General features: G+C 66.6%; 13 protein-coding genes. 5 read left to right on the top strand and 8 right to left on the bottom strand.

Annotated features, from left to right (window positions below; genetic code table 11):
- Window positions 1-69: 69 nt before the first annotated feature.
- A complete protein-coding gene (locus HNP46_RS14190) occupies window positions 70-648 on the bottom strand; it encodes a DUF2846 domain-containing protein (RefSeq protein WP_184589899.1) in 579 nt (192 codons plus the stop codon).
- A 188-nt stretch (window positions 649-836) separates the two neighbouring features.
- Here HNP46_RS14190 and HNP46_RS14185 point away from each other — a divergent pair, with 188 nt between their 5' ends.
- Together HNP46_RS14185 and HNP46_RS14180 are read left to right on the top strand one after the other, a co-directional pair.
- Complete coding sequence (locus HNP46_RS14185; protein WP_184589897.1) at window positions 837-1,106, top strand: CopG family ribbon-helix-helix protein; 270 nt, start codon at window positions 837-839, stop codon at window positions 1,104-1,106.
- On the top strand, window positions 1,097-1,384 hold the full coding sequence (locus tag HNP46_RS14180; RefSeq protein WP_184589895.1) for a type II toxin-antitoxin system RelE/ParE family toxin: 288 nt from the start codon (window positions 1,097-1,099) through the stop codon (window positions 1,382-1,384). The genes HNP46_RS14185 and HNP46_RS14180 overlap by 10 nt, the downstream gene beginning before the upstream one ends.
- Here HNP46_RS14180 and HNP46_RS14175 read toward each other — a convergent pair.
- Window positions 1,378-2,268 carry a carbon-nitrogen hydrolase family protein gene (locus HNP46_RS14175; protein WP_184589893.1) on the bottom strand — a complete coding sequence of 297 codons (891 nt, stop codon included), beginning with the start codon at window positions 2,266-2,268 and terminating at the stop codon, window positions 1,378-1,380. The genes HNP46_RS14180 and HNP46_RS14175 overlap by 7 nt on opposite strands.
- Window positions 2,268-2,861: a GNAT family N-acetyltransferase gene (locus HNP46_RS14170; protein WP_184589891.1), complete on the bottom strand. Its 594-nt coding sequence runs from the start codon at window positions 2,859-2,861 to the stop codon at window positions 2,268-2,270. Before HNP46_RS14170 ends, HNP46_RS14175 begins: the two co-directional genes overlap by 1 nt.
- A gap of 109 nt (window positions 2,862-2,970) precedes the next feature.
- Between HNP46_RS14170 and HNP46_RS14165 the strand changes: the two genes are divergently transcribed.
- A complete protein-coding gene (locus HNP46_RS14165; protein ID WP_184589889.1) occupies window positions 2,971-3,369 on the top strand; it encodes a nuclear transport factor 2 family protein in 399 nt (132 codons plus the stop codon).
- Window positions 3,370-3,674: 305 nt separating this feature from the next.
- Here HNP46_RS14165 and HNP46_RS14160 read toward each other — a convergent pair whose 3' ends face one another.
- The 4 genes from HNP46_RS14160 to HNP46_RS14145 form a co-directional block, all read right to left on the bottom strand.
- The gene (locus HNP46_RS14160) at window positions 3,675-4,964 is read right to left on the bottom strand and encodes an acyltransferase family protein (RefSeq protein ID WP_184589887.1); all 1,290 of its coding nucleotides are present in this window, start codon (window positions 4,962-4,964) and stop codon (window positions 3,675-3,677) included.
- Between the two features lie 32 nt (window positions 4,965-4,996).
- Window positions 4,997-6,154, bottom strand: coding sequence for a phospholipase D-like domain-containing protein (locus HNP46_RS14155; RefSeq protein WP_184589884.1), 1,158 nt, complete (start codon window positions 6,152-6,154; stop codon window positions 4,997-4,999).
- Window positions 6,151-6,726 (bottom strand): YceI family protein, encoded by a 576-nt coding sequence (locus HNP46_RS14150; RefSeq protein ID WP_184589883.1) that lies wholly within the window; start codon window positions 6,724-6,726, stop codon window positions 6,151-6,153. The genes HNP46_RS14155 and HNP46_RS14150 overlap by 4 nt, the downstream gene beginning before the upstream one ends.
- Window positions 6,727-6,837: 111 nt before the next feature.
- Window positions 6,838-7,743 (bottom strand): LysR family transcriptional regulator, encoded by a 906-nt coding sequence (locus HNP46_RS14145; RefSeq protein WP_184589881.1) that lies wholly within the window; start codon window positions 7,741-7,743, stop codon window positions 6,838-6,840.
- 108 nt (window positions 7,744-7,851) lie between these two features.
- On the opposite strand from HNP46_RS14145, the gene HNP46_RS14140 reads away from it, so the two are divergent.
- Window positions 7,852-9,351, top strand: a complete 1,500-nt coding sequence (locus tag HNP46_RS14140) for an MFS transporter (protein ID WP_184589879.1) — start codon at window positions 7,852-7,854, stop codon at window positions 9,349-9,351.
- A gap of 673 nt (window positions 9,352-10,024) precedes the next feature.
- On the opposite strand, the gene pap is transcribed toward HNP46_RS14140, so the two are convergent.
- Window positions 10,025-11,530, bottom strand: coding sequence for a polyphosphate:AMP phosphotransferase (gene pap, locus HNP46_RS14135; protein WP_184589876.1), 1,506 nt, complete (start codon window positions 11,528-11,530; stop codon window positions 10,025-10,027).
- Window positions 11,531-11,639: 109 nt separating this feature from the next.
- Between pap and mnmC the strand changes: the two genes are divergently transcribed.
- Complete coding sequence (mnmC, locus tag HNP46_RS14130) at window positions 11,640-13,607, top strand: bifunctional tRNA (5-methylaminomethyl-2-thiouridine)(34)-methyltransferase MnmD/FAD-dependent 5-carboxymethylaminomethyl-2-thiouridine(34) oxidoreductase MnmC (protein WP_184589873.1); 1,968 nt, start codon at window positions 11,640-11,642, stop codon at window positions 13,605-13,607.
- Window positions 13,608-13,632 lie beyond the last annotated feature (25 nt).

Raw genomic sequence — 13,632 nt, 5'->3', positions numbered from 1 at the left:
AGCGGCCCGGTAACCACAAAAACTCAAGGAGTTATGACTTGCCCTCATACCTCCTGACGCCAGGAAAACTCACAGGCCGATGCGCTCGAAGAAGCCCGGACCCTCCACTTCCTTGCCACTGGCGGCAATGCTCACCGGTTCCTGCACCTGGCGTGTGGCGGGGATTTCCCGCGAACCCAGCTCCTTGCCCACCAGCTGCAGCGGACCGGCGCCCTGCCCGGCGGTGTGCTCGTACTTGGGCGGCGTGTGGGTCTCGTCGTAGCGCAGGTAGTAGACCTCGCCGGCGCGGGCCTCCAGGGTGAAGCCGGCGATCAGGGTGAAGTCCAGGGTGCCGCCGGCGAAGAAGGTCCAGAAGCTGCCCAGCAGCGGGCGGCGCATCTGCAGCGGATAGCTGCCGGGAGCGAAATGCAGGGCGAAGTAGCCGTTGCTCGGCAGGCTGCCGATCAGCGCGTTGTTGATGAACAGGCCGGGCGCTTCCAGCTCCTGGTCGGACCACTGGTTCTGCGGCCGGTAGATGTACACCGTGGCCTGCTGGGAATCCGCCGGCAGAGCGCCGAACGGCGGCCCGTCCACCGCACCGAAGAACGCGCCGGGTGTACTGCAGCCGGCCAGCATCAGGAGAAAGGCGCACAGGGCCAGTCGGAGCATGGAAAGTCCCTCTTATGGTTATCCCCGCAGGATAACCACCGCGCCCCGCCTTGCCACCCGTCGAAAGTCCGGGTCGATGGGTTCACAAGTTCGCGGACATGAAGCCCCACTCATCCCGGGCCGTTTGACACTGGGTGAGATCAGACGAAGTATTACCCAGTATTACCTATCAATACTGAGGTCTCGCCATGGCCACGTCCGTCAAGCTCGACGAGGAAATGCTCGCCCGAATCCGCGAGCTGGCCGAGCTGCGCCAGCGCTCGCCACACTGGATCATCCGTGAAGCCATTGGCCAATACGTCGTGCGCGAGGAGCAGCGCGAGAAGCTGAAAAAGGACACCGAGCAGGCCTGGGAGGAATTCCAGGCGACCGGCCAGCACGTTACGGCCGAAGCCGTGGAGAACTGGCTGAACAGCTGGGGCGCCGAGGATGAACAAGACGCGCCGAAATGCGAGTGATCTACGCGCCCGCCGCGCTGCGTGACCTCGAACGCCTGCGCCGCTTCCTGCGGGAAACCAATCCGACGGCTGCGCGCCGCGCCGGTCGGATCATCCTCGAAGCCACCCAGGCCCTGGGCGCCTACCCGCAGATGGGCCGGCTGATCGACGACCTGCCGGTGGAATTCCGCGAATGGCCCATCGACTTCGGCGACAGCGGCTACCTCGCCCGCTACCGCATCGAGGGTGAAAACGTGGTGATCCTCGCCGTCCGCCACCAGCGCGAAGCCGGCTACTGATCCAGCACCCGCAGCCGCCCCGGGGTGAACTGCTCCGGCCAGTCGCGACGGGTGAAGACCTGGCCTGCGCGGCGTACGCGGCGAACCTCGTCCAGGTCCAGGTCGTGCAGCAGCCACTGGCTTCTCGCCGGCATCAGCTCCTCGCTCAGCGCCAGCACACCATCGGCGGGCATACCGTAGTCCGGCGGGACGTAGAGCCCGGCTCGGCCAACGTTCTCGTCCAGCGCCGGTGACCAGGGCGCCAGGCCAACGGTGGGCGAATGCAGCACGGCGATCTGGTTTTCCAGCGCCCGGGCCTGGGCGCCGATGCGCACGCGGTGGTAGCCGGCTTCGGTATCGGTGCAGCTGGGCGCAAGAATCAGGTCCACCTCCTGCTCGGCCAGGATGCGGGCCAGCAGCGGGAACTCGTTGTCATAGCAGATCAGGATGCCCAGGCGGCCGAACTCGCTGTCGAACACCCGCAGCCCCTCGCCGCCGACGATGTTCCACTGCTCACGCTCGAAGCGCGTCATCAGCAGTTTGTCCTGGGTGCCGAGCAGACCTTGCGGGCCGAACAGCCAGGCGCGGTTGCGGTAGAAGCCATCCTCGTCCAGCACCGGCGCGGAGCCGGGCAGCAGGTAGAGATTCAGCCGGCGGGCAATGGATTCGCACAGCGCCAGCCAGTCCGGCAGCCAGGCCTGCAAGCCGGCGATGGAGCCGTGCAGATCGCTGCGCGCAGGCTCGGGCAGCAGGCCGCTGAGCACCAGCCCTGCGTATTCGGGCAGCACCAGCAGACGCGCGCCCTGCCCCGCCGCATCGGCGCAAAGGCTTTCCAGATGGCGGGCGTAGGCATCCCAGGTTTCGTGCAGTTCGATGGCGTACTGGCAGGCGGCGAGGCGCAGCATCAGCTCAGTTCCTTGATCCAGAAATTCATCGGCTTGGCGGTTTCCTCCTGCTCGCCCAGGTCACGCCAGCGGTATTGGGCCTGCAATTGCGGGCGCGGGGTGAAGCCGCGCTGCAGCCAGAAGCTGTCCAACGTGCGGTAGCTGGCGGGACGAGCGGGATGCTCCGGTGGCCGCTGCACCGCGCAGAAGGCGCACCAGTCGAAGCGCTCCAGGCTGCGGGCGTAGCGCTCGCGCTCCTCGAAGAAGCGCAGGCCCAGGCCGGCGTTGCGATAGGCCGGCAACACCACCGATTCACCGAAATAGAACACCCGCTCGGGGTTCCAGCCCTGTTCCAGGAAAGGCCGCTGAAATTCTTCGGTCTCGTCCTGCAATGGCAGGCCGGTGGAGGCGCCGATCACTTTCCCCTCGTCGAGCACCAGTACGCAGAGGCTCCAGGAGGAGCGCACATAGGTGCCCAGGTAGTTGGCCTCGTACTCGGGCGAGCCATCGTAGAGGTAGGGATACTCGCGGAACACGGTGATGCGCAGGCGCGCCAGGTCATCGATGAAGGGGCGGATGGCATCGCCGGTGAGCAGGCGGATTTCCGTGGGCATGGTCGTTTTCGTCCGCGAGATGCCGCAACCGGCAAAGTGGCGGCCGTGGCGACAACCTATCATGGGCGGCGAACAATCCCCGAGTCCCGTCCGCGACAGGAGCATACCCATGCACGCCAAGGCCCTGATCAGTGCCTACTACGCCGCGTTCAACGCCGGCGACATGCCCGCCTTCCTCGACCTGCTGCACGAGGAGGTGGTGCACGACATCAACCAGGGCGAGCGCCAGCAGGGCAAGGCAGCCTTCGCGGCATTCATGCAGCACATGAACCGCTGCTACCGCGAGCGTCTCGCGGACATCGTGGTGATGGCCAGCGACGATGGCCGGCGTGGCGCCGCCGAATTCGTCGTGCACGGGGAATACCTGAAGACCGACGAGGGCCTGCCAGCGGCCAATGGCCAGACCTATGTGCTGCCGGCCGGGGCGTTCTTCGAATTGCGCGAGGGCAAGGTGGCGCGGGTGACCAACTACTACAACCTCAACGACTGGCAGGCGCAGGTGGGTTGAGCCACTGTGCTGGCGCGGGACGATCGCGGACAAAGTCCGCTCCTACCTGAATACCGTGCCAGCGCGTTGCCTCTCCCCCCGCCTTGGCTGCGCGCCCCGCTCCGAAGGGAGAGGGAGCTGTCGGTGCCGGCTGACGCCAAGGTTTCAATCTGCACCGAACGGTCCCCTCTCCCTTCAGGGAGAGGGTTAGGGAGAGGGGAAATCCCAGGCACGGTCTGTCAGAGAAAGACAGTTGCTCCTACACGACCTGCCGTTTTCGTAGGAGCGGACTTCGTCCGCGATGATCCGCCGTGTCGAATACTGTCTCAGGACTCCGTCACCATCCGCCGTCTGGTCGGCGGTGAAGGCGGTGCCGGCAGCAGGTGGCGCACCAGCCACTTGCGCACCGGCACCACGCAGCGCTCCTGCACCAGCACGCAGCTGGTGACCATGAACAGCAGGAACAGCGGGTACAGCCATAGCGACAGTTGCTGATGGGTGGCGGATTCGACGCAGAAAGCCCAGTCGGCCAGGCAATCCCCCGGCGCGCGGATCAGCTTCTCGGTCCGCGAGAACAGCGTGAACAGCGGCACGTGCAGGGCGAACAGCGACAACGACGCAGCGCCCAGCCGTGGCGACCAGTGGCGGATGAAGCTGCTCCGCGGATCGCGTGGCAGCGCACTCATGAACACCAGCACCAGCTGCGCCGGCAGCAACAGGCCGTTGTGCAGCAGGAAGTACCAGTACTTCGCGCCGTGGGTGTAGAGGTAATCGGCGACCAGGAAACTGGCCAGCACGAAGGCGCCCATCGCCAGCAGCATGCCGCGGCCCGGCAGGCGCCCGGCATCCTTGTACTGGCGGAACAACCCGTAGGCGAGGATGCCGCTGAGGAATTCCGGCAGCCGCAGCAGCGGGTTGCGGTGCAGCAGCCCGGTCCAGGGCATGCCGTACTGCTCGCTGGCAACCACCAGGATCGGCGGGATCAGATAGAGCACCCACAACGCCAGCAGCCACTTCCACTTGTTCTGCAGGCGCGCCAGGCGCGGCGCGACGAAGGGGAAGCAGAGGTAGAAGAAGAACAGCGTCGACAACGACCAGAGCGGCGCGTTGAACGTCAGGTAATACGGGTTCCAGGCCTGCAGCATGGTGAGCTGCAGGATGCTGTTGAACAGCAGCTCGCGGTCGCTCATCCAGTGGCGGAACAGCTCGGGCTGCGTGCGTCCGATGGCCTCGTTGGTGTCGTAGACGACGAAACGTGGCGTTGCCTGATCGATGTCCGGGCCGATGCCCAGCTGGCTAACCAGCAGCAGTACGGCAATGGTCAGCAGGATCGAGAAGATGTGCAGCGGATAGAGGTTGGACAACCGCTTGGTGAAGAAGCTGCGCGGGCTCTCGCGCAGATGCCCATCGGTGACATAGACATGGCAGAGCAGGAAGCCGGACAGGACGAAGAAGGTGCTGGTGGCGAAGAAGCCCAGGCTGGTGAGGTCATCCAGCCCGGCGAACTTCTGCTCCGCGGGGTAACTGTGCAGGGTGTGATAGACCACCACGTACAGCCCCATCAGGAAGCGCAGCCACTCCAGGCCGATGAAACGCTCCTTGGTTTGCTTGTCCACGTCACTCTCCTTCTCGACGGACAACTACGACTTCAGCGGCGGCGGTCGAGGAAGTTCACCACCAGTCGGTCCAGCGATCCCCACAGACGCTCGCGCAGGCGTTTCCACCAGGGGCGCGCGCGCCAGAAACCCAGGTCGATCTCGCGGCTCTGGGCGAAGTCGGCGGCCAGGCAGTCGGCCACCGCCGCCGTGAATTGCGGATCGAACGCTTCTACATTGGCCTCCAGATTGAACCGAAGGTTCCAATGATCGAAGTTGCACGAACCGACACTGACCCAGTCGTCCACCAGCGCCATCTTCAGATGCAGGAAGCGCGGCTGGTACTCGAAGATCTTCACCCCGGCACGCAGCAGGCTCGGGTAATAGCGCTGACCAGCGTAGCGCACCGGCGCATGGTCGGTCAGCCGCCCGGTGAGCAGCAGGCGCACGTCGACACCGCGCTGGGCCGCCTTGCGCAACGCCCGGCGAACCTTCCAGGTCGGCAGGAAATACGGCGTCGCCAGCCATACCCGCTGATGCGCGCCGCGCAGCGAACGGACCAGCGCCTGGAGGATGTCGCGGTGCTGGCCGGCATCGGCATAGGCCACCCGCGCCAGCCCTTCGCCGTAGCTGGGGATCGGCGGCAGGCGGGTCAGCAGGACCTCCTCGCGCGGCTTCCAGGCGCGCACGCCGAGGCAGGCATTCCACTGCCGCTCGAACAGCCGCTGCCAGTCGGCGACGATGGCGCCGGTCATCTCCACCATGACTTCGTGCCAGTCGCTGCGGTTGTCCCGCGCGGACCAGAATTCGTCGGTGGCGCCAGTGCCGCCGACATAGGCGATGCGCTCATCCACCAGCAGCAGCTTGCGGTGATCGCGGTACAGGTTGCGGATGCCGGCCTTCCAGTTCAGCGGGTTGTAATGGCGCAGTTCACCGCCCGCCTCCAGCAACTGGCGCGTCCAGGCGCTGGAGAGTTTGAGGCTGCCGAAGGCGTCGAACAGGCAGCGCACCTTCACCCCGCGCGCACGGGCGGCCAGCAGGCGGTCCAGCAGCGCCTCGGCGCAGCTGCCGCTTTCCACCAGGTAGAGTTCCAGTTCGATCTGCCGCTCGGCGCTGTCGATGGCTGCGAACATGCGCGGGAAGAAGCGCTCGCCATCGCAGAGCAGGGCGAAACGGTTGCCCGTCCGCCAGGGGAAGATCGGGCCGCTCACCGCGAGGCGAAGATCAGCACGGCGCCCACCGGCACCGACAGGCCGATGCTCTTCAGCCCGGCCAGTTTGCGCAGCTGTGCCACGCCCGGCGCGAGGCCGAAGTCGGCGGCGTTGATCACCAGCGGCTGCAGGGTCACCACCTGGAAGCGGTGCTCGTCCAGGCGGGTGATCAGTACGTCGGTGCGGTAGTCCTTCGCCTGACCGTTCAGCTCCAGGCGCAGCGGCAGGCGCATTTCCAGCTGCACGCCGCTGGCCAGGTCGGTGATCGGACGCAGGTCGATGCGCGAGGTGACACGCGCTTCGGGGAATTTCTCGGTGTCGAACAACTTGTCGCGCAGACGCTCATCACGCAGCGGAATGCCGGTGTTCAGCGAGTCCATCTCGATACGCAGCTCCACCTGACCCTGTTCCTCGACCTTGCCGTGCATCACCAGGAAGCGGTTCACCTCGGCGATATCGGCATTCTTGGTGGTGACGAAGGTCAGCCGCGAGGACTCGTAATCGAGGTACCAGGCAGCCTGGGCGGAAGCGGCGAAGCAGGCCGCGAAGAGGAAGGCGAACAGCGAGCGCATGAAATCCCTTACATGGAAAACGGATCGATCAACGGCCAACGATAGCGGCCCGCCGTCGGCTTGCAAACCGGCCGTGCGGCGAGCCATTGGGCAGGCGCTGAGGCCAATGGTTCAGTCGGCCAGCAGTGCGGGAATCCCGGCCACCAGCGCATCGATGGCGCAACGGATCTTCGACGGCATGTAACGGGTCTTCGGCCACACCGCGTGGATGTCCAGCGGCGGCAGGTTGCAGCGGCCCTTCACCACCACCAGCTCACCCAGCTTCACGTGCCGCGCCAGCAGCCAGGACGGCAGGCGCGCCAGGCCGAAACCGGCCACGGCGGCGGCGGTGATGGCCTGCAGGTCGTCCATGCTCAGCTGCGGGTCGATATCGATGCGTTTCGCCTGGCCGTCATCGTCGCGCAGGTCCCAGGGCGAGGTGACGCCGGCCACCGAGTAACTGATGGCCGAGTGGCCGGCGAGATCGTCCAGTTCCTCGGGCATGCCATGCTCGGCGATGTACGAGGGTGCCGCGCCGATGCTGGTGTACTGCACACCCAACTTGCGTGCCGCGAGCGTGGCGCTGTCACTCAGCGGGCCGATGCGGATGGCGAGGTCGAAGCCCTCTTCCACCAGGTCGACGCGGCGGTCGGTGAAGGACAGGTCGATCTTCAGCGACGGGTACTGCCGCGCCAGCGCCAGCATCAGCGGCACCACGCAGAGGTGGCCGAAGGAGATCGGCACGCTGACCCGCAGGCGCCCGCGCGGCTCCAGGCGCCCGCCTTCCAGCGCGGTGTGCGCAGCATCCAGCTCGGCCAGCGCACGCACGCAGCTGTCGTAGAACACCTGGCCGTCGTCGGTGAGGTTCTGGCTGCGCGTGGTGCGCTGCAGCAGGCGTACGCCCAGGCGCGCCTCCAGCCGGGCGACGGCCTTGCCCACCGCCGAACGCGTAAGGTTCAGGCGCTCCGCCGCGAGGGCGAAACTGCCGGCATCCACCACCTGGACGAAGGTGGCGATGCCATCGAGTCGGTCATCCATCGGCCTGCCCATTTGAATCCTGGAAAGACCCAATGATGGGACCAAATTGAGCCAATGGGGAACCCTATTCTTTTCGACAATAGTGGCTCGCACTATGGAGCCGCCCCCATGACAGCCCTTCACAACCCCCGAAACCTCATCGCCCTGGCCGCGGTGTGCCTGTCCTCGATGATGTTCGGCCTGGAAATCTCCAGCGTCCCCGCCAGCCTGCCGGCCCTGGAGCGCGTGCTGCACGGCGACTTCCAGGACCTGCAATGGGTGATGAACGCCTACACCATCGCCGTCACCAGCGTGCTGATGGCCGCCGGCACCCTGGCCGACCGCTTCGGCCGCAAGCGCCTGTTCGTCATCAGCCTGGCGTTGTTCGGCCTGACCTCGCTGCTCTGCGGACTGGCGAGCGACATGCCGACCATGATCGCCGGCCGCTTCCTGCAGGGCGCCGCCGGCGGGGTCATGCTGATCTGCCAGGTGGCCGTGCTCACCAGCCAGTTCAGCGACCCGGCCGAGCGCGTGCGCGCCTTCGCCGCCTGGGGCGTGGTGTTCGGCGTCGGCCTGGGCTTCGGGCCGATCATCGGCAGCGCCATCGTCGCCCTGGCCAGCTGGCAGTGGGTGTTCCTGGTCCACGGGCCGCTCGCCCTGCTCACCCTGGCGCTGGCGCAGTACGGCGCGGTGGAGTCGCGCGATCCGGACGCCGAACGGCTGGACCTCGGCGGCATGCTGACGCTGTCGCTGGCGGTGCTCGGCACGGTGTTCTACATCACCCAGGGCGCGGACATGGGCTTCGCCAGCCCGGCAGCGCTGGCGATCCTGCTGCTCAGCGGCGCCAACCTGGCGGCCTTCGTGGTCATCGAGCGCCGCGTCGCCCATCCTCTGTTCGACTTCTCCGTGCTGCGCATCCGCGCCTTCTCCGGCGCGATGTTCGCCTCGGCGGGGATGAACGTGAGCTTCTGGCCGCTGATGATCTACCTGCCGGTCTACTACCACGGGGTGCTCGGCTACGACGACGTGAAGGCCGGCTGGTCGCTGCTCGCCTACACCCTGCCGACGCTGCTGGTACCGCCGATTGCCGAGCGCCTGGCGCATCGCTTCCAGCCGGGCTGGGTGATCCCCGGCGGGATGTTCGTGATCGGCGCGGGCTTCTTCCTGATGCTCTGGGGCAGCAGCGTCGACCACGCCAGCTGGCTGACCCTGCTGCCCGGCTGCGTACTGGCCGGCATCGGCCTGGGACTGACCAACACCACGGTGACCAACACCTCCACCGCCGCCGTGCCCACTACCCGCGCCGGCATGGCCTCGGGGATCGACATGAGTGCACGGATGATCTCCCTGGCGATCAATATCGCGGTGATGGGACTGATCCTGCTCTGGGGCGTGGCCGCTGCGCTGCACGGCGTAGAGGACAGCGAGAAACTGCAACTGGCCGCCCGCATCGCCAGCGGCCGCTTGGGCACGGACGATCCGGACACTGCCCGCGCAGCACTGGTGCAGGGTTTCGGCTGGGTGCTCGGCTATGGCGGAGTCAGCGCCTGGCTGTTTGCGGCGGGCAGCTTCCTGACCTTCGGCGCGCACCGGCGTGCGCGGCCTAGACTGGAGGCTGTCCGATCCTGAATGACAGGAGTACCGCCATGAAGATTCTCGTGCTGCTTACCTTCGTGCTTATCGGCGCATCCAGTTGCAGCGTTGGCTCGGGGTTTCGCTTCCAGCCTGACCTGCCGGCGCTCTCGACCCAGGCGTAGGACCGGACTCCGTCCGCGATTGACCCTGTGCCGTGCGGTTCGCGAGCAAGGGCTAGGCGCCCCCCTCGGTCCTACGAAGAGCCACACATCTCCGCATCGCTCTGGCTCTGGCTCTGGCTCTGGCTCTGGCTCTGGCTCTTGAAGACTTCCAGATGAACCTCAGCGCACTCCGAACGCCCCGTTCAGGAGGCCTCGTTGAAGTGGAGTTTCAGGGGTTGAGCGACATGGATGTCGCGAGAGCGGCGATGGGCCAGGGATGGCCCTTCGACGCGTGCCCCTGAAACTTCACTTCAACGAGGGAATTTTTCGCCTAAGCGAAAAACCGGATGTCCGGGGCAAGACCTTTGCCTACTTTGGGTCGTTTGCCAAAGTAGGTCGCCCGAGGGGGCGAAACAGAGAGTCCATGCGCACGCCGAAGCGGCGCAGGAAACCCAGCGCGAAGCGGGCACATCGCGGACGGAGTCCGCTCCTACGAAATCCAAGGCACCGGCGTTGCGCTGGATCGCGAGCAAGCTCGCTCCTACGAAAAGCCGGCGGAGACAGGCTCAGTCCTTCTTGCCCTTCTTCGCACTGGCATAGGCCGCCTCCAGCGCATCGTTGATGGTCTTGAGCACCTTCACCCGCGCGTAGCGCTTGTCATTGGCCTCCACCAGCGTCCAGGGCGCGATCTCGGTGCTGGTGCGGTCGACCATATCGCCCACCGCGTCGACATACGCGTCCCACTTGTCGCGGTTGCGCCAGTCTTCCTCGGTGATCTTGAAGCGCTTGAACGGGATCGACTCGCGCTCCTTGAAGCGCTCCAGCTGGGTCTGCGGATCGATGGACAACCAGAACTTCACCAGCACGATGCCGTAGTTCGCCAGCTGCTCCTCGAAGTCGTTGATCTCCCCATAGGCGCGCAGCCAGTCGGCGTCCGAGGCGAAACCCTCGACCCGCTCCACCAGCACGCGGCCATACCAGGAACGGTCGAAGATGGTGAACTGCCGGCGCGCCGGCAGGTGCCGCCAGAAGCGCCACAGGTAGGGCTGCGCGCGCTCCTCTTCGGTGGGGGCGGCAATCGGCACGATGCGGTACTGGCGCGGGTCCAGCGCATCGGTGACGCGGCGGATGGCGCCGCCCTTGCCGGCAGCGTCGTTGCCCTCGAACACGGCGATCAGCGAGTGGCTGCGGAAGCGCTTGTCGCGCATCAGCGTGGCCAGGCGCGCCTGCTCCCGGGCCAGTTGCTCCTTGTACTGGTCCTTGTCCAGTGACAGGCTCAGGTCCAGCGCATCCAGCAGCCCCTTGTTGTCCAGGCTGGCCACCAGCGGCGCCGCATGGGGCTGAGGAGTCGGGCGTTCCTTGCGCTTGAGGGCGGCCTGCAACCCTTCGAGCAGGGTGCGGCCGACCGTCAGGCTGCGGTAACGCTCATCGGAGCCTTCGACGATGTACCAGGGCGCATAGTCGCGGCTGGTGCGGCGCAGCACGCGCTCGCCATAGCGCACGAACTTGTCGTAGACCTCGCTCTGCTTCCAGTCGATCTCGCTCAACTGCCAGCTGCGGGTAGGGTCGTTCTCCAGCGCCTTGAGGCGCTCCTTGAGCTGCTTCTTGGAGAGGTGGAACCAGAACTTGAAGAGCAGCGCACCCTCGTCGGAATACATCCGCTCGAAGCGCTCGGCGTCGCTGATCAGGCTGTCCAGCTCACTGGTCTTCAGGTCACCGGAGACTCGCCCATAGAGCATCTGGCTGTACCAGTTGCCGAAGAAGATGCCGGTCGTGCCCTTGGGCGGCAGGCGGCGCCAGAAGCGCCACTGCGGCGGGCGCGAGAGTTCCTCGTCGGAGGGCAGCATGAAGCTCTCGACGCGGATCAGGCGCGGGTCCATCCACTCGTTGAGCAACTTCACCGTCTCGCCCTTGCCGGCGCCCTCGATGCCGTTGATCAGGATCAGCACCGGGAAGCGCGCCTGCTGCTTGAGCTCGTACTGCGCCTCCAGCAGGGCCTCACGCAGCACCGCGACTTCCTTCTCGTAGGTTTCCTTGTCGATGGAGTGACCGATTTCGGCGGATTCGAACATGCACCTCTCCTTGTCTCGAAGTGAGTAAAAGGTAGCGGATGTGACGCAGGCTGTCTGCGCGGCGGATCGGCTAAACTGCCGGCTTCGTTTCCGCCAGCGCCTCTTCTACATGCCCGACATCATCAGCGCCCAGATCGACTGGGACGAGAACGGCCAGCCCACCTCCCGCGTCTATGACGACGTGTATTTCTCCCGCGACTCGGGCATCGCCGAGACGCACCACGTGTTCATCGACGGCAACCGCCTGGGCGAACGCTTCGCCGCGCTGCCCGCCGGCGGGCGCCTGTGCATCGGCGAGACCGGCTTCGGCACCGGGTTGAACTTCCTCTGCGCCTGGCAGCTGTTCGAAGAGCGGGCGCCCGGCGATGCGCGGCTGCATTTCGTCACCACCGAAAAGTACCCGGTGACGCCGGACGACCTGCGCCGCGCCTTCGCCCTGTGGCCGGAGCTGGCGCATCTGTCGCAGCAGTTGCTGGAGCAGTACGTGGCGATCAATCCGGGCTTCCAGCGTTTCGTCTTCGCCGGCGGCCGCGTGGTGCTGACCCTGCTGGTGGGCGACGTGCTGGACACCCTGCCGGAACTGGACGCGCGTATCGACGCCTGGTTCCTCGACGGATTCTCCCCGGCGAAGAACCCGCAGATGTGGAACGACGAGCTGTACGCCCAGCTCGCCCGCCTCTCCGCGCCGGGCACCACGATCGCCACCTTCACCAGCGCCGGCTTCGTCCGTCGCGGGCTGGGCGCTGCGGGTTTCAAGATCCGTCGCACCCTGGGCTTCGGCAAGAAATGGGAAATGTCCCAGGGCGAATTCCTCGGCGTCGAACAACCGGCAGGCAAACCCTGGTACAGCCGACCAGCTCGACCGACTGGCCCGCGGGAAGCGCTGGTGATCGGCGGCGGCATGGCCGGTTGCGCCAGCGCCGCCAGCCTCGCCGCACGGGGCTGGCTGGTGACGCTGATCGAGCGCCATGCGGGACTTGCCGAAGAAGCCTCGGGCAATCCCCAGGGCGTGCTCTACCTCAAGCTCTCCGCCCACGGCACCGCGCTATCGCGCTTGATTGTCAGCGGCTTCGGCCACACGCGCCGGTTGATCCAGCGTCTGCAGAAAGGCGAGGAATGGTCCGATTGCGGCGTGCTGCAACTGGGCTTCGATGACGCCGAGGCGCAGCGCCAGGCCAAGCTGGCCGAGGCCTTCCCGGCGACCCTGCTGCGCCAGCTGGACCAGGCCGAGGCCGAGTCCATCGCCGGCATCGGCCTGCCCGCCGGCGGGCTGTTCTACCCCGAAGGCGGCTGGGTGCATCCGCCCGCGCTGTGCCGGCATCTGGCGCTGCATCCGAATATCCGCGTGGTCACCGGCGAGGAAGTCCGCCTGCAGCGCGAAGCCGATGGCTGGAGTGCCTGGAGCGCCGAAGAAAAGCTCGCCAGCGCGCCCGTCGCCATCCTCGCCACCGCCGCCGAAGTCCGCCGCTTCGCCGGCGCCGCAACGCTGCCGATGAAGCGCATCCGCGGGCAGATCACCCGCGTGCCGGCCACCGCCGAAAGCGCCGCGCTGAGCACCGTGGTCTGCGCCGAAGGCTACGTCGCCCCGCCGCGCCACGGCGAACACACCCTGGGCGCCAGCTTCGAGTTCAAGCGCGACGACACCGAACCCTCGCTGGAAGAACACCTGGGCAACCTCGACCTGCTGGCCGAGATATCCACAGACCTGAGCGAGCGGATGCACATCGCCCAGCTCGATCCGGCCACGCTGCAGGGTCGCGCCGCCTTCCGCTGTACTACTCCGGACTACCTGCCGCTGGTGGGCCCGCTGGCGGATCGCGAAGCCTTCGCCCAGGCTTACGCGGTGCTCGGCAAGGACGCGCGCCAGGTGCCGGAGACGCCCTGCCCCTGGCTCGACGGCCTGTACCTGAACAGCGCCCACGGCTCGCGCGGGCTGGTCACCGCGCCGCTGGCCGGCGAACTGCTGGCGGCGTGGATCGACGACGAAGCGCTGCCGGTGCCGCGCGCCGTGGCCGAAGCCTGCCACCCGAACCGTTTCTTCCTGCGCGACGTGGTGCGCGGAACGAAGAACGCCTGATCACCCTGCGGCCTGCCGAGCGGGC

The organism is Pseudomonas nitroreducens (assembly GCF_014204515.1).
GTDB lineage: Bacteria > Pseudomonadota > Gammaproteobacteria > Pseudomonadales > Pseudomonadaceae > Pseudomonas > Pseudomonas nitritireducens_A.
Note: the sequence above shows the minus strand (reverse complement) of the source record. Positions and strands in the feature narration are given on the sequence as shown.

Coding starts and splice junctions, on each gene's coding strand:
- HNP46_RS14190 (WP_184589899.1), bottom strand. CDS start 648: ATGCTCCGACTGGCCCTGTGCGCCTTTCTCCTGATGCTGGCCGGCTGC.
- HNP46_RS14185 (WP_184589897.1), top strand. CDS start 837: ATGGCCACGTCCGTCAAGCTCGACGAGGAAATGCTCGCCCGAATCCGC.
- HNP46_RS14180 (WP_184589895.1), top strand. CDS start 1,097: ATGCGAGTGATCTACGCGCCCGCCGCGCTGCGTGACCTCGAACGCCTG.
- HNP46_RS14175 (WP_184589893.1), bottom strand. CDS start 2,268: ATGCTGCGCCTCGCCGCCTGCCAGTACGCCATCGAACTGCACGAAACC.
- HNP46_RS14170 (WP_184589891.1), bottom strand. CDS start 2,861: ATGCCCACGGAAATCCGCCTGCTCACCGGCGATGCCATCCGCCCCTTC.
- HNP46_RS14165 (WP_184589889.1), top strand. CDS start 2,971: ATGCACGCCAAGGCCCTGATCAGTGCCTACTACGCCGCGTTCAACGCC.
- HNP46_RS14150 (WP_184589883.1), bottom strand. CDS start 6,726: ATGCGCTCGCTGTTCGCCTTCCTCTTCGCGGCCTGCTTCGCCGCTTCC.
- HNP46_RS14145 (WP_184589881.1), bottom strand. CDS start 7,743: ATGGATGACCGACTCGATGGCATCGCCACCTTCGTCCAGGTGGTGGAT.
- HNP46_RS14140 (WP_184589879.1), top strand. CDS start 7,852: ATGACAGCCCTTCACAACCCCCGAAACCTCATCGCCCTGGCCGCGGTG.
- pap (WP_184589876.1), bottom strand. CDS start 11,530: ATGTTCGAATCCGCCGAAATCGGTCACTCCATCGACAAGGAAACCTAC.
- mnmC (WP_184589873.1), top strand. CDS start 11,640: ATGCCCGACATCATCAGCGCCCAGATCGACTGGGACGAGAACGGCCAG.